Annotated in this window: 20 protein-coding genes, 1 tRNA gene and 1 pseudogene; 5 read left to right on the forward strand and 17 right to left on the reverse strand. The window is 59.9% G+C overall.

Annotated elements, in window-relative coordinates; translation table 11 throughout:
* Nucleotides 1-26: 26 nt before the first annotated feature.
* Together LCU97_RS03155 and LCU97_RS03160 are read right to left on the reverse strand one after the other, a co-directional pair.
* Complete coding sequence (locus LCU97_RS03155; RefSeq protein WP_053155858.1) at nt 27-392, reverse strand: 5-carboxymethyl-2-hydroxymuconate Delta-isomerase; 366 nt, start codon at nt 390-392, stop codon at nt 27-29.
* A gap of 132 nt (nt 393-524) precedes the next feature.
* Entirely contained in the window at nt 525-1,496 is a 972-nt protein-coding gene (locus LCU97_RS03160; protein ID WP_053155861.1) for a LysR substrate-binding domain-containing protein, read from the reverse strand.
* Nucleotides 1,497-1,642: 146 nt separating this feature from the next.
* On the opposite strand from LCU97_RS03160, the gene LCU97_RS03165 reads away from it, so the two are divergent.
* Both LCU97_RS03165 and LCU97_RS03170 read left to right on the forward strand, forming a co-directional pair.
* Complete coding sequence (locus LCU97_RS03165; RefSeq protein ID WP_041023896.1) at nt 1,643-1,834, forward strand: YegP family protein; 192 nt, start codon at nt 1,643-1,645, stop codon at nt 1,832-1,834.
* Nucleotides 1,835-1,933: 99 nt separating this feature from the next.
* Nucleotides 1,934-2,299, forward strand: coding sequence for a cupin domain-containing protein (locus LCU97_RS03170; protein WP_053155864.1), 366 nt, complete (start codon nt 1,934-1,936; stop codon nt 2,297-2,299).
* 20 nt (nt 2,300-2,319) lie between these two features.
* Here LCU97_RS03170 and LCU97_RS03175 read toward each other — a convergent pair whose 3' ends face one another.
* The 9 genes and pseudogenes from LCU97_RS03175 to dapA all read right to left on the reverse strand — a co-directional run bounded on the left by LCU97_RS03175 (nt 2,320) and on the right by dapA (nt 9,372).
* On the reverse strand, nt 2,320-3,090 hold the full coding sequence (locus LCU97_RS03175) for a phytanoyl-CoA dioxygenase family protein (protein WP_332875335.1): 771 nt from the start codon (nt 3,088-3,090) through the stop codon (nt 2,320-2,322).
* A gap of 13 nt (nt 3,091-3,103) precedes the next feature.
* Nucleotides 3,104-3,892 (reverse strand): methyl-accepting chemotaxis protein, encoded by a 789-nt coding sequence (locus LCU97_RS26715; RefSeq protein WP_371259613.1) that lies wholly within the window; start codon nt 3,890-3,892, stop codon nt 3,104-3,106.
* 69 nt (nt 3,893-3,961) lie between these two features.
* Nucleotides 3,962-4,783: pseudogene (locus tag LCU97_RS26720) on the reverse strand (MCP four helix bundle domain-containing protein); the annotation flags it as partial.
* A 94-nt stretch (nt 4,784-4,877) separates the two neighbouring features.
* Nucleotides 4,878-5,582: a tRNA (adenine(22)-N(1))-methyltransferase gene (locus tag LCU97_RS03185; protein ID WP_053155872.1), complete on the reverse strand. Its 705-nt coding sequence runs from the start codon at nt 5,580-5,582 to the stop codon at nt 4,878-4,880.
* A 101-nt stretch (nt 5,583-5,683) separates the two neighbouring features.
* Nucleotides 5,684-5,773, reverse strand: a tRNA-Ser gene (locus tag LCU97_RS03190).
* An 83-nt stretch (nt 5,774-5,856) separates the two neighbouring features.
* Nucleotides 5,857-6,570, reverse strand: coding sequence for a phosphoribosylaminoimidazolesuccinocarboxamide synthase (gene purC, locus LCU97_RS03195; RefSeq protein ID WP_030141208.1), 714 nt, complete (start codon nt 6,568-6,570; stop codon nt 5,857-5,859).
* Between the two features lie 27 nt (nt 6,571-6,597).
* A complete protein-coding gene (locus LCU97_RS03200) occupies nt 6,598-7,356 on the reverse strand; it encodes an MBL fold metallo-hydrolase (RefSeq protein WP_232775516.1) in 759 nt (252 codons plus the stop codon).
* A gap of 4 nt (nt 7,357-7,360) precedes the next feature.
* Nucleotides 7,361-8,476 (reverse strand): outer membrane protein assembly factor BamC, encoded by a 1,116-nt coding sequence (gene bamC / locus LCU97_RS03205; RefSeq protein WP_232775517.1) that lies wholly within the window; start codon nt 8,474-8,476, stop codon nt 7,361-7,363.
* Nucleotides 8,477-8,493: 17 nt separating this feature from the next.
* Nucleotides 8,494-9,372, reverse strand: coding sequence for a 4-hydroxy-tetrahydrodipicolinate synthase (gene dapA / locus LCU97_RS03210; RefSeq protein WP_232775518.1), 879 nt, complete (start codon nt 9,370-9,372; stop codon nt 8,494-8,496).
* Nucleotides 9,373-9,689: 317 nt separating this feature from the next.
* Between dapA and LCU97_RS03215 the strand changes: the two genes are divergently transcribed.
* Together LCU97_RS03215 and LCU97_RS03220 are read left to right on the forward strand one after the other, a co-directional pair.
* Nucleotides 9,690-10,250 (forward strand): glycine cleavage system protein R, encoded by a 561-nt coding sequence (locus LCU97_RS03215; protein WP_053155883.1) that lies wholly within the window; start codon nt 9,690-9,692, stop codon nt 10,248-10,250.
* 10 nt (nt 10,251-10,260) lie between these two features.
* Nucleotides 10,261-10,734: a peroxiredoxin gene (locus LCU97_RS03220; protein ID WP_053155886.1), complete on the forward strand. Its 474-nt coding sequence runs from the start codon at nt 10,261-10,263 to the stop codon at nt 10,732-10,734.
* A gap of 122 nt (nt 10,735-10,856) precedes the next feature.
* Here the strand turns inward: LCU97_RS03220 and LCU97_RS03225 are convergent, their stop codons facing one another.
* Nucleotides 10,857-11,927, reverse strand: a complete 1,071-nt coding sequence (locus tag LCU97_RS03225) for an AI-2E family transporter (RefSeq protein ID WP_232775519.1) — start codon at nt 11,925-11,927, stop codon at nt 10,857-10,859.
* A gap of 29 nt (nt 11,928-11,956) precedes the next feature.
* Nucleotides 11,957-12,196 carry a sulfurtransferase TusA family protein gene (locus LCU97_RS03230; RefSeq protein ID WP_053155891.1) on the reverse strand — a complete coding sequence of 80 codons (240 nt, stop codon included), beginning with the start codon at nt 12,194-12,196 and terminating at the stop codon, nt 11,957-11,959.
* A gap of 97 nt (nt 12,197-12,293) precedes the next feature.
* On the opposite strand from LCU97_RS03230, the gene LCU97_RS03235 reads away from it, so the two are divergent.
* Nucleotides 12,294-13,727 (forward strand): M48 family metalloprotease, encoded by a 1,434-nt coding sequence (locus tag LCU97_RS03235; protein WP_232775520.1) that lies wholly within the window; start codon nt 12,294-12,296, stop codon nt 13,725-13,727.
* Between the two features lie 126 nt (nt 13,728-13,853).
* On the opposite strand, the gene LCU97_RS03240 is transcribed toward LCU97_RS03235, so the two are convergent.
* From LCU97_RS03240 to rpoE, 4 genes are all read right to left on the reverse strand, one after another.
* Nucleotides 13,854-15,281 (reverse strand): DegQ family serine endoprotease, encoded by a 1,428-nt coding sequence (locus LCU97_RS03240; protein ID WP_053155897.1) that lies wholly within the window; start codon nt 15,279-15,281, stop codon nt 13,854-13,856.
* Nucleotides 15,282-15,514: 233 nt separating this feature from the next.
* A complete protein-coding gene (locus LCU97_RS03245; protein WP_232775521.1) occupies nt 15,515-16,459 on the reverse strand; it encodes a MucB/RseB C-terminal domain-containing protein in 945 nt (314 codons plus the stop codon).
* Nucleotides 16,460-16,470: 11 nt separating this feature from the next.
* Nucleotides 16,471-17,058: a sigma-E factor negative regulatory protein gene (locus tag LCU97_RS03250; protein ID WP_053155905.1), complete on the reverse strand. Its 588-nt coding sequence runs from the start codon at nt 17,056-17,058 to the stop codon at nt 16,471-16,473.
* Nucleotides 17,059-17,088: 30 nt separating this feature from the next.
* The gene (gene rpoE / locus LCU97_RS03255) at nt 17,089-17,670 is read right to left on the reverse strand and encodes an RNA polymerase sigma factor RpoE (RefSeq protein ID WP_003172477.1); all 582 of its coding nucleotides are present in this window, start codon (nt 17,668-17,670) and stop codon (nt 17,089-17,091) included.
* Nucleotides 17,671-17,907 lie beyond the last annotated feature (237 nt).

The following is a 17,907-nucleotide window of genomic DNA, read 5'->3' on the forward strand; positions in this document are numbered from 1 at the left end:
CCTGCACCGCCCGTGACGACTGAGCGTCAATTGTCAATGATGGCTTTCGCGTAGGGGCCCCGGTCCAAGTCGACGATCTCTACACTGCACTGCACGTTGAGGCCAGTTGGCCATGGGCCCAACTCCTGGACCACGACCAGCAGGCTGTCCGCCAGTTGCTTCTTTATTTCCGGAGAGCGACCGCTCAGCAAGGACAGTTTCACGTGTACAAACCCCCGCTCGCCCAAACCGGTTCCAACCCGGAAGTGCTCGAGCTTCGTGGCTCGGCTCTTGATGTCCGACTCGGCTGCGAACTGACCGGAAGCGACCAGTGCGTTGTTCAAGCGCAGCAACGCCACATCGGCATTCAGCTCGGGCAGGTTGGCGGTGTACTCAAGGTGCAGGTGAGGCATGTGTTCGACTCCGGTTCGAAAAGGGGCGGTGTGGATTCCAGTCGACGCCACCATACCCCGACTTAATTCTCAAGCACAGAACACTTTGGCGGGATCGAGCGAGGATGGGAGCAAGGCTTGCCCGCGATGGGGTTAGCGCGCCTGCCGGGGAACCTGGTAGCCTTCATCGCGGGCAAGCCTTGCTCCCGCACCCACAGCCTCGGCATCACCCATGAACGCCTCCAGCCGGGAGCGCAGCCAGCGTTCGGCCGGATCATTGTCGACATGGCTCAGCCAGACCATGGACAAATCCAGGGTCGGGGTCTTGAAGGGAAAGGGTTCGTTGAACAGCTGACCCGAGGCGGCCATAGCGACGGCCGTATAGTCCGGCAGGCTGGCGATCATATCGGTACCGGCCAGCAATGCCGGCAACGCGCTGTATTGAGGCACCGACAGCACGACATGGCGCTTGCGGCCGATCTCGGCCAGCCATTCATCCGCGAGACCGGCAATGTTGGCGGTGTGTGAAACCAGCACGTGAGGCCGTGAACAGTATTCATCCAGCGTCAGCAGCGTGTCCGACGCATCGGCTCGCAACACCCGTGGCTGAATCTGTCGCAACAGTTTTCGCTTGGCGTTGGCCGGCAATCCCCGGGTCTGGCTGATGCCCACGGTAATGTCGCCCGACGCCAGCAAATCCGGAATTCGCCAGTAATCGACATGCTGGACCACGAACACCACTTGCGGCGCTTCGTGCCGCAGGTTGCGCAACAGCGGCGGCAACAGGCCGAACTCGACATCGTCCGACAGGCCGATGCGGAAGGTCATGGTACTGCTGGCGGGATCGAAATCATGGGTCAGGCTCAACGCCGCCGAGAGCGAATCCAGCGCCGGCGACAAATGCTGGAAGATCTCCTCGGCCCGGGCCGTCGGCTCCATGCGATGGCCGATACGAATGAACAACGGATCATTGAACCGCGCACGCATCCGATTGAGGGCCGAACTGATGGCCGGCTGGCCGAGAAACAGTTTTTCCGCCGCCCGGGTCACGTTGCGCTCAAGCATGAGTGTCTCGAAAACCACCATCAGATTGATATCGGCCTTGCGCAATTCGTTACGGTTCATCCGTCGCCCCCTGATGCTGACATCAATAGCAATATCTCATAACCCTTGGAAACGTATTTGCGATAGCGAAAATTTTCATCTTGGCTAGTCTTTCGACGTCATGTTCAAAACATGTCTTGAACAAGTAAATCGCAGGGAGCGAACCGATGTATTTTGAAATCTACAGACAGACCCGAGGCACTCAGAGCAGCGGTAAAGGCCAATGGCGCTGGCGCTTGAGGGCCGGCAACCACGAAACGATCGCCAGCGGCGAATCCTATGTGAACAAGGCAGACTGCCTTCACGTCATCGGGTTGATCAAGAATGTGCAGGGCGAGACGCCTGTGAAGGAAATCTGACGCAGCGTCACGCCTGGATCCTATTAGCTGCTCCGCCGGGCTCCATGCCTGGCGAACAACTTTTTTACGACCTCCCCCAGTCCAAAGCGAGCACCTTCGATGAACAGGCACTCACCCATCAACCTCATTCAGAAATATGCCCTGTTCCAGGATCAGTGGGCACCGAAAGTCGTGGCTGAAATGAACGACTACCAGTTCAAGGTCGCCCGACTTGAAGGCGATTTCATCTGGCACTCCCATGCCGACACCGATGAAACCTTCATAGTGTTGGAAGGGGAGCTTCGTATCGATTTTCGCGACGGCTCGGTGACAATAGGCGCAGGCGAAATGTATGTGGTCAAGAAAGGCGTCGAGCACCGGCCCAGTGCCGCTCGGGAAGCGAAGGTGTTGCTGATCGAACCTCGCGGGGTCATCAACACAGGCGAAGCCCATGAGCGAACCGCGGATAATGATGTCTGGATCTGACCGGGCAGCCCGGCACGGCGTCAATCGTATTCCGCTTCCCGATGGTCGCCTAACAGGCGCCGCTGGCGAGGTGTTGCGGCAGCCAGGACGGCAGGGTTGAACCGCCAGTGCAGATAAGGCGAAAACTTCTGCGCGACCATGCGCCGGCCATAATGCACTTGCAGCAGATAACGGGTGCGATCGGTGGTGCGGTTGTCACTGCCCGCATGCCACAACTCACTACGCAGCACCAGCACGTCGCCCGCCTTGCATAACACCGGCTGCGCAGAATGTCCTGCCCATTGCGTCTCACCTGCCGCAGGCGCCCGTCCCGCCCGATGGCTGCCAGCAATGACACGCGTTGGGCTCAAATCGGCATCGATGTCATCCAGATAAAACTGTGCGGTGACAATCTGCATCGGCAGCTCGAAGGCTGGATCCGCGAGCAGGTCCGGCGGCAACGCCATCGCCAGATAATCCACGTGTAATGGAGCCCCGACGAAACCGGGGTGGCAGCGCCAGGCTGTCTGGCCGATGATGTGACAATCGTCCCCCAGCGCGGCTTCGGCCAGATCGATCACCCCTTCCATATCCAGAAATGGTAGCCACAACGGGTCGCGATTGAAGACACATTTGTAGTGGTCGATGACGCCGCTGTAGTCCCAGTGCATGGGTGCGAGGTGATCGATTGCCTGACGCAGTTCGGCAATCTGCGTATGAGTCAGTACGGCGGGCATCAGGACGAAACCGTCCTGATGCAGGGCACGCAGGCGCTCATGAGTGAGCGTCGTGTCAGATTCTGGAGCAGACACTGTCGCATTTGCCTCAGGTGCGGAAGCGGCCGATCAGTTCCGCCAAACCTCTCGACAGACTGGAAAGCTGTTGGCTGGCAACCATGCTCTGCGCAGAATTCTCTGCCGCTTCGTTGGACAGATCACGAATGTCGGAGATGTTCCGGGCGATTTCTTCGGTAACGCTACTCTGTTCTTCACAGGCATTGGCAATTTGTGCCGCCATGTCATTGATACGCTCGATCGAACCACTGGTGCCGCTGAGCACCTGATCGACACCGGCAGCGCGCTCGACACTGTCACGGGCCTTGCTGCTGCCGACTTGCATGGCTTGCACCGCCCTGGCAACACCGCTCTGCAGTCGCTCGATGCGAACCTGAATATCCTTGGTCGAATCCTGGGTACGCGCCGCCAGGGCCCGGACTTCGTCGGCTACCACGGCGAAACCACGCCCTTGTTCGCCAGCCCGGGCGGCCTCGATGGCCGCGTTCAGCGCGAGCAGGTTCGTCTGCTCGGCAATACCACGAATCACTTCCAACACCGCACCGATGCTTGAGGTTTCTTGAGCAAGGGCCTCGATGGTAACCGAGGCGGTCTCGACCTCCTGGGCCAACTGGCGGATCGATTCGATGGTACTGGTGACGACTTCCGTGCCATCCCGGGAACGGCTGCTGGCTTGCTGCGCGGCGTCCGAAGCGCTCACTGCGTTATGCGCCACCTCATGCACTGCCGCGCTCATCTGGGTCGCAGCGGTACTCACCTGATCGAGCGCCGCATGTTCGCTGCTGATCAGTTGATCGTTGGTCGCGGCCATGCTGGCCATCGCACGGGCCGCAGCCTCGACCTCACCGGTAACCCGACCCACCTCGGCGATCAGCGGCTGGAGCTTATCGAGGAAACGGTTGAATGCACTGCCAAGCTGTCCCAGCTCGTCAGCCGAACGCACTTCGAGACGCCCTTTCAGGTCGCCACCACCCTCGGCGATCTGCTCGACGCGATGAAGCAGACGACGCATGGGAGTCAGCACGACAAGCGGCAGGACCAGAACGACCACGATGCCACCGAGCAGACCGATCAACAGGACCCCGCCCTGGAACATTCCCACGGCCTCGCCGTGTTCGATCGCTGCGTCCCCTTGACGGTGCGAGGCCTCCTCCTCGAGTTCGCCCAACTTGTCGATGGCATCGCGCATTGCCTCGAACAGGCGCTCGCTGTCAGCAAAACTCAGGGCGCTGGCCGCTTGCGGATCCCCCACCGACAAGTCAATCACGCGTCGTGAAACCTGTGTCCATTGGGCAAAGCTGTCGTTGAACTGACTCACCAGAGCCAGCGCATCGGCACCAGGCTGCATGGCTGCGTATTTCTGGACACGGTCATAGGCTTGCTTCGTGTTCTCCCCGTGACTGGCGCTCAACGCTTTCAGATGCTCGTTGGCATGGCCGTCGAGCAGGCTGCGCTCGGCCACAAAAGCCTGATAAAGATCACGATCGGCATTGAGCAACAGACTGATGGCTGGCAAATAACGCTTGGTCAACTGCGTGCTGGACTCGGTCACCTCACCAATGCCACGCATGCCCGACCAGCCCATCAGAACCAGCAACACCACGAGGAAAGCGATGGGCAGGGTAATTTTCCAACGGAAGCCAAGGTCGGCAAAAAACCGCAACATGGTGTCGCTCCTTTTGTGGGGATTGACCTGCCTATCGGCAGACATGTCTTGAGCTATAGACCATTAGTCCAATTGTCACAAAGAAGTGACAGGTCACTGACCTGGAAACTGGAATTCGTTTCGAACCGGAACGTAACAACTACTGGCCTCTGGCCAACAGATTCGTAATCCATCGAACCTGCCGGACCATGTCCTCCATCCTCTCCTCGGGCACGGCTTGCCGTGCCCTGGCAAAGCGGGCCAGGGTCTTTTCCTTCAGGCGCAGCAGGCGTTGCCATTTGAGCAGGAACGCTGGACTGCGGACCTGCATCAGCAGCGGACCGAAGTAGAGCTCCTCGGCGGTGTACGTCACCGGTCCGTCGCGCTCGGCGACGATGATTTCGTAGTCGAAACGGTTTTCTCGCAGCACCTCTTCGAAGAGGATGCGGTAGTCGTTGTCCATCAGCCATTGGCGCAATGGCCGCTCGCCACCGTTAGGCTGCAGGATCAGCCGCTCCTGACCGCTCATGCGCGACTTGCCGCTGTCCAGGATGTCCCGAATCGTCTCGCCGCCCATACCACACAAGCTGACCGCCGTGATCCCGTCCCCCGGCTCGATGGCCGCCAGGCCATTGGCCAGGCGCACAATGATCTGCTGTCCCAGGTCGTTCTCACGCACGGTGCGTTCAGCCGAACGAAACGGCGTCAACGCCACCTCACCGGCCACTGCCATTGAAATGATCCCTCGGCGCATCAGCGCCACTGGCAGGTAAGCATGATCCGAACCGATATCGGCCAGGCGCGCGCCCGCAGGCACATACGCGGCTACACGCTCCAGGCGCATGGACAATGTCTGTTCGTTCAACGGTTGCCTCTTTTCATCAAAAATGTGACCTGACGAAACGCCGGAAACGAAAAAGCCCCTGAAATGTTTAACCATTTCAGGGGCTTAGACGTGTTCAATAGTGGCGGAGAGATAGGGATTTGAACCCTAGGTACTGTTGCCAGTACAACGGATTTCGAATCCGTCCCGTTCGGCCACTCCGGCATCTCTCCAGTGGCGCGCATCATACCAGCACATTCGCCGGAAGCGAACCCCCGAGCGAATTTTTTTCCGTGCTATCAGATGCTTGCGTCGATTACAGCGGTACACCCAGGCGCTGGGCGACTTCTTCGTAGGCTTCGATCACATCGCCGAGGCCTTGTCGGAAGCGGTCCTTGTCCATCTTCTTCTTGGTGTCCTTGTCCCAGAGACGGCAGCCGTCCGGGCTGAATTCGTCACCCAGGACGATGGAGCCGTCGCTGAACACACCGAACTCGAGCTTGAAGTCCACCAGCAGCAGGCCGGCGTCGTCAAACAGTTTGGTCAGTACGTCGTTGACCTTGAGGGACAACTCCTTCATGCGCGCCAGTTGCTCGGCAGTGCCCCAACCGAACGCCACGACGTGGGATTCGTTGATGAACGGGTCCCCCTTGGCGTCGTCCTTCAGGAACAGTTCGAAGGTGTAAGGGTTGAGCTTCATGCCCTCTTCCACACCCAGGCGCTTGACCAGACTGCCGGCGGCGTAGTTACGCACGACGCACTCGACCGGGATCATGTCCAGCTTCTTGACCAGGCATTCGTTGTCGCCCAGCAGCTTGTCGAATTGGGTCGGCACACCGGCCGCTTCGAGCTTCTGCATGATGAAGGCGTTGAACTTGTTGTTCACCATCCCCTTGCGGTCGAGCTGTTCGATGCGCTTGCCGTCGAACGCCGAAGTATCGTTGCGAAACAGCAGGATCAAGCGGTCGGCGTCATCGGTCTTGTAAACCGACTTGGCTTTGCCGCGGTAGAGTTCTTCACGTTTTTCCATGATGGGCTCCGCTTGCTAAGTAGTGGGCTAGGCGATGTGTCGCCAGTCGAGCCCTGAATCTTGATCGGCCAGTTGCAGCCAGTCCGGGTCGCACCCGAGGGTGTCGACAAAACATTGCCGGGCCAGCTGCGGCAGGTTGTTCTTGCTGCTCAGATGGGCCAGGACCAGGTGTTGCAGGCCCTGCCAGCCCAACTCGGCCACCAGGTACGCCGCCTGGTGGTTATTCAAATGTCCGCGCTCCCCGCCTACCCGCTGCTTGAGGAAGTACGGGTAGTACCCACTCGCGAGCATGTCGCGACAGTGGTTGGACTCGATCATCAACGCATCGAGGTCCCGGTAACTGTCCATGACCCTGCCGCAATACGAGCCCAGGTCGGTCAACAGGCCGAAGCGCCGCTCACCGTCACTGAAAACATACTGTGTCGGTTCGCGGGCGTCATGGGCCACGCTCACCACGCTGATATCCAGGGCACCTATGCGCAGTTGCTCGCCACCCGCCACGAAACCGGCGGGTTCCAGGGGCTTGCGCAGGCCGTCCAACGTGCCACGGCTGAGGTAGACCGGCAGATTGTAGCGCCGAGACAGCAACCCCACGCCATGCACGTGGTCGGCATGTTCGTGAGTCACGAGTATCGCGCTCAATTGCGCTGGATGCACACCCAGGCGCAGCAGGCGCTTCTCGGTTTCCCGCAAGGAGAAACCACAATCGACCAACACATACGTGCCGGCGCTGGCGACCAGCGTGCCGTTCCCTTGGCTACCGCTGCCGAGAACGGCAAAACGCATCGGATCAGCCCAGGTTATCCTGAATGACGCTCAACACCTTGCGGGCCACATCGGCCGGCGCCACGGTGTTGATGTTCTTCTCGACCGTTACCTGGACGTTCTCGCCCACTTTGCTCAGGCGAACCTGATAACGTTCGGCACGGGCTTCGATTTCTTCCTTGTCCGGCTTGCTGCCGAACAGACCACTGAAGAAGCCAGGCTTCTCGTCTTTCTTCTCGGCTTTTTCGGCGAGGTTGATGTAATACAGGCCCAGGCTGCGGTTGATGTCTTCAACTCGCCATTCGCCCTGCTCCAGCGCACGACCTACGCTGGACCATGCACGATCCAGATCGGAGCCGACGTTGAGGACCGGGTTACCGCTGCCGTCTTCGCTCAGGCTGACACGGCTCGGCGTGTCGAAATCCCGGGAAGCCAGCATCGAGACCGAACCGCCCTGTTCGGCGGAGCGACTCATGCTGGCGAGCATGTCGTCCACCAGCGCAGCGTCGAGGCCGGTATTGACCGAACGGTTGGTGAAGGCCACATCGGCGGTGCTGCCGGCAGGACGCTCGGCGCTGACGACGTAGATTTCACTGGTGTTGCGCTGCACGCCCGGCTCGATACGCACCCGTACGCGGGATTCGCTGTCGCTGGCGACACCGGCTGCGCTCAGGCGCTTGCCCATGGCGGCAGACAATTCATCGGCGTGTTGCCAGGTGGTGGTGAACTCGCCGGTTTGCGGGCGCTGCTCGTCGATGCGGAAACCGTTGTCCTGGAAGAACTGGATCGCCACGGGCCAGACTTCGGCCGGCGGATGCTGAGCCATGACCCAGCGCGTATCGCCGCTTTTCTGCAAGGTGTAATCGCTGGCATCGGCCATGGCCGACAGCGGTTGCGGACGAGGGACGACGTACTCGCCCTTGACGCTGTCATCCGCCACGTTACGTGGAATCGGCAGCAGCGGATCCAGGCGCTTGGCGACGTGGACATCCGGCGGCAGTTGCATCGGTGCGGTCTGTTGCGCGTTCAGGTAATCGCTACCCCGATCGCGGAAATAACCTTCCGGGCCCCAGATCCATCCACAGCCACTGGTGCTGGAGATAATCAAGGCAAGTGCGGAAAGTCCGGCAATTCGCTTCATGCGGTGTACTTCCTCAATTAAACCTGGACGCCGGACTGGCGCATGGCCTGCCGCAGCGGTTCTTGACAAGCATTGCTGAGCCAGGTGAGCGGCAGGCGAATACCTTCGTGCATCAGGCCCATTTCCACGAGCGCCCATTTCACCGGAATCGGGTTGGCTTCGATGAACAGGTCCCGGTGCAACGGCATCAGTTTTTCGTTGATGGCCCGTGCTGTCGCCGCATCGCCCTTGAGCGCTGCCTCGCACATATCGGCCATTTCCCGGGGAGCGACGTTGGCGGTGACGGAGATGTTGCCCTTGCCACCCAGCAGGATCAGCTCGACCGCCGTTGGGTCATCGCCGGACAGCAGGATGAAATCCTTGTCCGCACCATCGAGGATGGCCTTGGCGCGCTTGAGGTCGCCGGTGGCTTCCTTGATGCCGATGATGTTCGGAACGGTGGAAAGACGAATCACGGTCTCGGCCTGCATGTCGCAGGAGGTGCGGCCGGGAACGTTATAGAGGATTTGCGGGATGTCGACCGCTTCGGCAATGTGCTTGAAGTGCTGGTACAAACCTTCCTGGGTCGGCTTGTTGTAGTACGGGACCACCAGCAGGCAGGCGTCGGCGCCGGCTTCCTTGGCGTTGCGGGTCAGCTCGACGGCTTCGCGGGTCGAATTGGCGCCGGTGCCGGCGATCACCGGAATGCGTCCGGCGACCTGATTGACCACGGCCCGGATGACTTCGATATGTTCGTTGACGTCGAGGGTCGCCGATTCGCCGGTGGTGCCGACGGCGACGATGGCATGGGTACCGTTTTCAAGGTGGAAGTCCACGAGTTTGCTGAGGCTGCCCCAATCAAGACGCCCTTGTGCATCCATGGGTGTGACCAACGCCACCATACTGCCCGCAATCATGAAACCGCTCCTGCCGGAAAAAGAGAGCCGTAATGGTACTGGCGCCAAGATGCTTGTACAAGCGAACTCCCATTCCCCTGGGCGATGGTTTTCGCTACCCTTCAGACTTTGATCGGTACCGGTCAGCTCATATGCCGGTTCCCAGCCTCCGTTTTCGTCGCCACAAGCCCCATGCCTGCGTTTGCCCTGGTGCATTTCCGTCATTATGGAATACAGCGCAACCCCAGGCACAGGGCTTGAGTCGTTCGGTTTCCGTAGGTCGGGCACCGTGCCGAGAGACTAAAGGTACCGACCGCTCATCGCTTTAGGAATGCTGCATGTCCACCCCCACAGTCCGCGAACAATTCCTTGTTATCAGTGCCCTTGGCGCCAACCCCATGGAGCTGACTAACGTCCTGTGCCGCGCCAGCCATGAAAACCGCTGCGCCGTCGTGACTTCACGCCTGACCCGTCATGGCGAATGCAGTGCGCTCGTGCTTGAAGTCTCCGGCAGTTGGGACGCCCTGGCCCGCCTGGAAGGCAGCCTGCCAGTGCTGGCCAAGAAATATGCCTTCACTGTCAACGTGGTGCGCAGCGCCGCGCTGGAAAACCGTCCACAGGCCCTGCCCTACGTGGCTTACGTAAGTTCGGCCTACCGCCCGGACATCATCAACGAGCTGTGCCAGTTCTTCATGGACCATCACGTTGAGCTGGAAAACCTGACCTGCGACACTTATCAGGCCCCGCAGACCGGCGGCACCATGCTCAACGCCACGTTCACCGTGACACTGCCGGCCGGCACCCAGATCAGTTGGCTGCGCGATCAGTTCCTGGACTTCGCCGATGCGATGAACCTGGACGCCCTGATCGAACCGTGGCGCCCACAGAACCCCATGTAAGGAAGCATTCATGGCCGTTGCCGTCGACCAGCCGGTTACCGATTTCCAGGCGCCCGCCACCAGCGGGCAGACCGTCAGCCTTTCTGCCCTGAAAGGCAAGCAGGTGGTGATCTACTTCTATCCCAAGGACAGCACCCCGGGCTGCACCACCGAAGGCCAGGGTTTTCGTGATCAATACGCACAGTTCAAGGCCGCCAACACCGAAGTGTTCGGGGTCTCCCGGGATAGCCTCAAGTCCCACGAGAACTTCAAGTGCAAGCAACAATTCCCGTTCGAGCTGATCAGCGACAAGGACGAAGCCGTCTGCCAGCTGTTCGATGTGATCAAGTTGAAAAAGCTGTATGGCAAGGAATACCTGGGCGTAGACCGCAGCACGTTCCTGATCGACAAGGACGGCGTGCTGCGCCAGGAATGGCGTGGCGTGAAAGTGCCCGGGCATGTGGAGGCGGTGCTGGCGGCGGCTCAGGCACTCAATAAGGCCTGAGGTTCTTTATTGTCTGCCAGGCCCTATCGCGAGCAGGCTCGCTCCCACATCGGATCTGTGTTGGTGCATAGATCCCTGTGGGAGCGAGCCTGCTCGCGATGAGGCCATCAGCCTCACCCCAGTTACAACAGCGGCGCCACCACCGGCTCCTTGCTCGGCCATGCATCCAGCACTGCTTTGATCAGCGTCGCCAGGGGAATCGCGAAGAACACGCCCCAGAATCCCCACAACCCGCCGAACAACAGCACCGCGCAGATAATCGCCACCGGATGCAGGTTCACCGCCTCGGAGAACAGCAACGGCACCAGGACGTTGCCGTCCAGCGTCTGGATAATCCCATAGACCGCCATCAGATAGATGAACTGGTCGCTCCAGCCCCACTGGAACAGCGCAATCAATGCCACCGGCACGGTCACCACCACGGTCCCGACATACGGCACCACCACCGAAATGCCCACCAGCAAAGCCAGCAACGCCGCGTAATTGAGCCCCAGGGCGACAAAGCCGATATAGGTCACGCCACCGCAGATGAAAATCTCGATGACCTTCCCGCGAATGTAATTGGCGATCTGGCGATTCATTTCCTGGGCCACACGGGTAATCAACGCCCGTTCGCGAGGCAAGTAGCCACGCACCCAACGGCCGATCATCTCCCGATCCTTCAGAAAGAAAAACACCAGGATCGGCACCAGCACCAGGTAGATCATGATGTTCACCAGCAACGGCAAGCTGGACAGCGAGAACGTCAGCGCCCATTGGCCGAACTTGCCAATCTGCCCGCGTACCACCTCGATGGTCTGCAGCACCTGCTCATCGGATACGAGGTGCGGATAGCGCTCGGGGAGCAGCAATAGAAGGGACTGCCATTTGGCAAGCATCCCGGGCAATTCATTGAACAAGGTCACCAACTGGTGCCAGAGTAGTGGCACGATGACCACCATAAACACCACCAGCAGGCCCATGAACAAGGCAAATACCAACCCGACCGCTGCGGTTCCGGGCAACCGCAGGCGCTCCAGCGTGGTGACCAGACCTTGCATCAGGTAGGCCAGCACCATCCCCGCCAGCACCGGCGCCAGCATGCCGCCCAGGGTCAGGATGGCCGTAAAAGCCAGGAACAGCAGGACGGCCAGCACCACAGCCTCTTCATCGGAGAAGTAGCGCTGGAACCAATCACGTAACACTTTGAACATTAAAAATCCTTAACGAGCACGGTCTTTTTTCAGGCTTTCTTCAGCCAGTAACGGTAGACGCCGTTATCGTCCTCTTCATGCAGCAGCGTATGACCGGCGAGCCGGGCAAAGGTGCGGAAATCGCGTTGCGAGCCTGCATCCGTGGCGATGACCTTGAGCACAGCGCCGCTGGAGAGGCGATTGAGCTCCAGCTTGGCCTTGAGCAACGGCAACGGACAGTTCAGGCCGCTGGCGTCCAGTTCGGCGTCATGGTCAACAGCATCGGTCATCGGTTCACTCCGGACAGGTCTCTGGGCGACCTAGAATATCTGGTCCCGAGCCCGGTGTCCGGCTACAGTAGGATCTTTGTCGACAAAGGCCCCGTGCATGACCTTTCTGCGCCCCACCCTGCTGACGCTCGCTTGCCTGCTTGCCTCACCGGGCTTCGCCGACGACCTGCCGTCACTTGGCGATGCCAGTTCTGCCATCGTTTCGCCAGAACAGGAACACCAACTGGGTCGTGCGTGGCTGGCCTTGCTGCGCAGCCAGGTTTCTCAACTCAATGACCCACAGCTCAAGGATTACGTTGAATCCAGCGTCTACAAGCTGGTGGAGACCAGCCAGGTGAATGACCGGCGCCTGGAATTCATCCTGATCAACAGTCCCCAGCTCAACGCTTTCGCCGCCCCCGGCGGAATCGTCGGGGTCAATGGCGGCCTGTTCCTCAACGCCCAGACCGAAGGCGAATACGCCTCTGTCATGGCTCACGAACTGGCGCACTTGTCGCAACGCCACTTTGCCCGCGGCGTCGAAGCCCAGCAACGCATGCAGGTGCCGATGATGGCAGCGCTTCTGACCGGCATCGTGATCGCCGCGGCCGGCGGCGGAGATGCCGGGATCGCAGCCATTGCCGGGACCCAGGCAGCTGCCATTCAGGAACAACGGCGCTTCTCGCGCCAGAACGAGCAGGAAGCCGACCGCATCGGCATCCTGAACCTGGAAAAGGCCGGCTATGATCCACGTTCGATGCCGACCATGTTCGAGCGCCTGATGCGCCAGTACCGCTTCGACGCCAGACCACCGGAATTCCTGCTGACTCACCCGGTGACCGAGTCCCGGATCGCCGACACCCGCAACCGTGCCGAACAGGCCAGGCCGGGCGGCATCGAAGACAGCATGCGCTATCAGTTGATCCGGACACGGGTCCAGTTGATCTACGAGGAAACCCCTGGCCTGGGCGCCAAGCGCTTCCGCGCGCAACTGGATGAAAACCCGAAGAACGACGTGGCCCGTTATGGCCTGGCGATTGCGCAGATCAAGGGCGGTCAGTTGAACGAAGCGCGAGAGAACCTCAAGCCGCTGCTGGCCAAAGCACCTAACGAGATCATCTACAACCTGGCCCAGGTAGATCTGGACATCACCAGCAACCGACTGCCGGAGGCCCAGTCCCGTGTGGAGCGGATGCTGAGCCTGTACCCCGCCAACTATCCGCTCAATCAAGTGCGCGTCGACCTGCTGCTCAAGCAGAACCGCCCTGTCGATGCGGAGAAAGCCCTGGAAACGTTGCTCAAGACGCGCCCTTACGATCCGGACGTCTGGTACATGGTGGCCGAGACCCGCGGACTGTCGGGCAACATTATCGGTTTGCACCAGGCCCGTGCCGAATACTTTGCCCTGGTGGGCGATTACCGTCAGGCCATCCAGCAACTGGACTTCGCCAAGCGGCGTGCCGGCACCAACTTCCCCCTGTCGTCACGCATCGATGCCCGGCAACGAGAGCTCATGGAGCAGGAACGCATGGTCAAGGACATGATGGGCTGAGGAAGGCCGGAGTTTCGAGCCCAGGCACACCCGCTCCCACAGAGCCTGCATAGGCCGCCGCTCCCCATTTGCACGCACAAAAAAACCGCCTCTTTCGAGGCGGTTTTTCGTTGAACCACTAACCGGTCATTCGGCCAGCTTGAAGGTGATGAAGCTCGCACGCCCCTGACGCAGGACTCGCATCGACACCGAGCGATTCTTCGGCAACGCCTTGGCGATATCGGTGAACTCCTTGGCAGAGCTGATGGCCTGGTTGTTCAGGTGCGTGATGATGTCGCCTGGCTGCAGACCAATCAGGGCGGCCGGACCGTCCTGCACTTCCTTGATGACTACGCCGCCCTGCAGCTCCAAGGCTTTCTTCTGCTCTGGCGTCAGCTCGACCACAGCCACACCCAGGCGGTTGCTGCTGCGCTCGACGCCGGACTTGATCTGTGGGTCCAACTCCGCGCCTTCCTCTGGGATGGCACCGACGGTCAACTCAACGTTTTTGCGCTTGCCCTCGCGAATCACTTCCAGGTTGGCTTTGGCACCGGCCTTCAAAGCGCCCACCAGATGAGGCAGGTCCGCGGACATGATGATCGGCTGGTCGTTGAGCTTCAGGATCACGTCACCGACTTGCAGGCCGCCCTTGGCAGCCGGGCCACCTTCCTGAATCTGCGCCACCAGCGCACCGGCCGGTTTCTCCAGCCCGAAGGACTCGGCCAGGTCTTTATTCACTTCCTGGATGACAACACCCAACCAGCCACGACTCACTTTGCCTTCGTTTTTGAGCTGGTTGGACACGTCCATGGCGACATCGATCGGAATCGCGAAGGACACGCCCATGAATCCGCCCGAACGGGTGTAGATCTGGGAGTTGATACCCACCACCTCACCGTCGAGGTTAAACAGCGGACCACCGGAGTTGCCCGGGTTGATCGGTACGTCGGTCTGGATGAACGGGACATAGTTCTCGTTCGGCAGGCTGCGACCGATCGCACTGACGATGCCCTGGGTCACGGTGTGGTCGAAGCCGAACGGCGAACCGATGGCCACTACCCACTGGCCAGCCTTCAGGTCCTGGGACTTGCCGAGCTTGAGTACCGGCAGGTCCTTGCCTTCGATTTTCAGCAGCGCCACGTCGGAACGTGGATCGGTACCGACCAGCTTGGCCTTCAACTCGCTGCGATCGGCCAGGCGCACCAGGATTTCGTCGGCGTCGGCGATCACATGGTTATTGGTCAGGATGTAGCCGTCGGGAGAGATGATGAAACCTGAGCCCAGGGACTGCGCCTCACGCTGACGGCCACCGCCAGGCGAACGCGGCTGTGGCATCCCGCGCTCGAAAAACTCGCGCAGCATGGGCGGCAAACCTTCCAGATCCGGCATCTGCTGGTCCGATACACGGCGATCCGGCAGCTTCTGGGTTGTACTGATGTTCACCACTGCGGGAGAGGCGTTCTCGACCAGGTGGGTAAAGTCGGGCAACTCGGCCGCCATGGCCGGAACGCCCTGACCGAGCACCAGCACGGTGGCGAAAATGGACAGATAGGTTTTCAAGCGTGGTATCGACATACGGCTCCCGTTACGACGAGCAGGGTTAAGCGATATGGACCAGAGATACCGGTTGGAAAAAGACGCCGGTATTTTGGTTCCGGAAAAACAGGCAAGGCCAGAGCCGAGCGGCTCTGACCTAATAGAAAAAAAACAAAAAATTTGCAAATTAAAATGCTGACATGAAGTTTCGGCATTTCGATCAACCCCGGCCTGACTGGCCTCTCGCATGATCGAACCACCGAAGCAGCACGTTATTGAGTCGCCGTGGCGTCAGAACGCATGGACAGAGCGATCCGTTCAGCGGTACCGATGGGGATCTCACCGACAACCGTGACCATCATTTCACCCTGGGGCGTTGTGAGGCGACGGGAAACGGCGGCCGTTGGCCCTAGCTGGGTACGGGTATCGGTGACGGTCGCACCGTTCAAGGGCTCCAGGAACACCGAGAAACGAGCCAGCCCATCATCGTACATCAGGCTGGTGACTTGGACATTGGTGTCCGGGTCCTTGCGCACGGTACTGCCGATCAATTCGAAGCCAGGTGGAAGCCAGTCCGAATGCCAGGCAGCTTTCGCCGTAGCGGACTTGCCAGCACCCTGCGCCACCGCCTTGCATTCCGCGCTGGCCTGCAGTTCGCTTTCCGACGGCTCGACCGTGTTCAGCCGCGTGTACTGGAACCGTTCGAGCAACTGTCCCTTGTCATTGAGCAAAAGGGACTTGAGCGGCAAGCCTGTCTCTTTGTCCAGGTGCAGTTCAAAAGCGTATCGATGCTGGTCCCTGGGCGTCAGGGAGATGATGACAGCCGGGCGCCCGGCCACACGCGACCTGCCGATTACGGCAAGGTCGTACCAATTCTTGAGTTTTTGCGGATCGAGCGCACGTGCAGTGCCTTCAGCATTCCCCAACCCCGGTGCCAGTGCACCGCTGACGCATTGTGTGCGCCCATCAACACGCAGGACCTCCTGTGCAGAACCGTCCTGCTGCAGCAAACGCTCGCGGACTTTACCGTCCTGGGCGCGATGCCAAATGTTATGAGTGGAGAAGCTGCCGTTGCGCTCGTAAACGAAAGTACCCTGGAAACTTTGCTGTTGCTCGGCCTGGCCCAAACGATTCAACCAGTCCTGAGCTTCATCGGCGTAGGCTGGAACAGCGCACCAGCCACCCAGCAGAAGCGTGAATAGAGGTATGGCGCGCAAGAGTCCTTTCCTTAACGATTTTCCAGGCTGGCTGCGCGAGCGTACGGCAGCGCGCTTTCGGTTCCTTTCAGGGCAGCCTGCTGGGCATGCTGGCGCAGGTAGCTGGGCAGACGCTGGTCATGCCAGCCTGGCTGGCCTTGCAGCACACCATTGACCATCGGGCCAGCGGTTTCCGAACCTTCACTGTAGCCTGCCAGTACCGCTGGTCCCTTGACCTGTGGCGCGGCGAGGCCTGGCTGGTTGGATTGTTGCGCCATTTGTACACCCGCGATTTCATCCTGGTTGTACAGACGAACACCCGCCAGAACGGCGACGGTAACCGAAGCGGCAACGGCCAGACGACCCAGGCTGCGCCATGGACCGCGGGAAGCTTTCGCCGGTACGGCTTCATCAGCCAATGCAGCAGAAACGGCCGCAGCGATATCCAGACGCGGAAGCAGCAGGTCCTTGTGCATAACAGCCCGGGCGATCTGGTAACGAGCCCAGGTCTCACGGGTTTCAACATCGTCGAAGGCATTCAATACCCGACGCAATTCCAGTTCGTCCGCTTCGTTATCCATCACTGCGGACAGCGATTCCTGCAGGGCTTCACGACTCATGGCGTTCCTCTCTTGGCTGTCGCCGCTGTCTCAGTTTTCCTGCAACAAAGGCTGCAGGGCTTTATCGATGGCCTCCCGAGCGCGGAAAATCCGGGAGCGCACGGTACCCACCGGACACTGCATGACGCTTGCAATGTCCTCGTAACTCAGACCGTCGAATTCACGTAAAGTTAACGCCGTACGCAAATCTTCGGGCAGTTGCTGGATGGTTCGATGGACAGTGCCTTCGATCTCATCCCGCAGCAACGCTCGCTCCGGTGATTCGAGGTCCTTGAGGCCGTGATCGCCATCATAGAACTCCGCATCCTCGGAACTCACATCACTATCCGGCGGCCGGCGGCCGCGTGAAACCAGATAGTTTTTCGCCGTGTTAATGGCGATGCGGTAAAGCCACGTATAAAACGCGCTATCGCCGCGGAAATTACCAAGTGCGCGGTATGCCTTGATAAAGGCTTCCTGTGCGACATCCTGGGCTTCATGGGTGTCGTGCACGAACCGCACGATCAACCCGAGAATTTTGTGCTGGTATTTCAGCACTAGCAGATCGAAAGCTCGCTTGTCGCCGCGCTGAACGCGTTCGACCAGCTGCTGATCCTCTTCCTGGGTTAGCATGAACACTCCTCGATAAGCTCGAAGGAGGCTTGCATGACTAATTGACCGGGCTTGCAAACATAGACTCGGGCTTTTCGCAAAAGTTCTCCCCCTTCAAAGCAAGTTTCCGGCGCGCTCTGATCTCGGCACGCACGAAAAACGCAGCCAGAGATTCCCCCGGCTGCGCGAATAATCTGTCGCCGGGGCTGCCGGCAGAGACTCGAATCGAAATCTTGCACCAGCCCGACGCTGCTCCCT

The organism is Pseudomonas uvaldensis, assembly GCF_021271205.1.
GTDB lineage: Bacteria > Pseudomonadota > Gammaproteobacteria > Pseudomonadales > Pseudomonadaceae > Aquipseudomonas > Aquipseudomonas uvaldensis.

Coding starts and splice junctions, on each gene's coding strand:
- LCU97_RS03165 (WP_041023896.1), top strand. CDS start 1,643: ATGTATTTTGAAATCTACAGACAGACCCGAGGCACTCAGAGCAGCGGT.
- LCU97_RS03220 (WP_053155886.1), top strand. CDS start 10,261: ATGGCCGTTGCCGTCGACCAGCCGGTTACCGATTTCCAGGCGCCCGCC.
- LCU97_RS03225 (WP_232775519.1), bottom strand. CDS start 11,927: ATGTTCAAAGTGTTACGTGATTGGTTCCAGCGCTACTTCTCCGATGAA.
- rpoE (WP_003172477.1), bottom strand. CDS start 17,670: ATGCTAACCCAGGAAGAGGATCAGCAGCTGGTCGAACGCGTTCAGCGC.
- LCU97_RS03250 (WP_053155905.1), bottom strand. CDS start 17,058: ATGAGTCGTGAAGCCCTGCAGGAATCGCTGTCCGCAGTGATGGATAAC.
- LCU97_RS03200 (WP_232775516.1), bottom strand. CDS start 7,356: ATGCGTTTTGCCGTTCTCGGCAGCGGTAGCCAAGGGAACGGCACGCTG.
- LCU97_RS03215 (WP_053155883.1), top strand. CDS start 9,690: ATGTCCACCCCCACAGTCCGCGAACAATTCCTTGTTATCAGTGCCCTT.
- LCU97_RS03160 (WP_053155861.1), bottom strand. CDS start 1,496: ATGAACCGTAACGAATTGCGCAAGGCCGATATCAATCTGATGGTGGTT.
- LCU97_RS03230 (WP_053155891.1), bottom strand. CDS start 12,196: ATGACCGATGCTGTTGACCATGACGCCGAACTGGACGCCAGCGGCCTG.
- LCU97_RS26715 (WP_371259613.1), bottom strand. CDS start 3,892: ATGGCCAGCATGGCCGCGACCAACGATCAACTGATCAGCAGCGAACAT.
- dapA (WP_232775518.1), bottom strand. CDS start 9,372: ATGATTGCGGGCAGTATGGTGGCGTTGGTCACACCCATGGATGCACAA.
- purC (WP_030141208.1), bottom strand. CDS start 6,570: ATGGAAAAACGTGAAGAACTCTACCGCGGCAAAGCCAAGTCGGTTTAC.
- LCU97_RS03155 (WP_053155858.1), bottom strand. CDS start 392: ATGCCTCACCTGCACCTTGAGTACACCGCCAACCTGCCCGAGCTGAAT.
- bamC (WP_232775517.1), bottom strand. CDS start 8,476: ATGAAGCGAATTGCCGGACTTTCCGCACTTGCCTTGATTATCTCCAGC.
- LCU97_RS03235 (WP_232775520.1), top strand. CDS start 12,294: ATGACCTTTCTGCGCCCCACCCTGCTGACGCTCGCTTGCCTGCTTGCC.
- LCU97_RS03170 (WP_053155864.1), top strand. CDS start 1,934: ATGAACAGGCACTCACCCATCAACCTCATTCAGAAATATGCCCTGTTC.
- LCU97_RS03240 (WP_053155897.1), bottom strand. CDS start 15,281: ATGTCGATACCACGCTTGAAAACCTATCTGTCCATTTTCGCCACCGTG.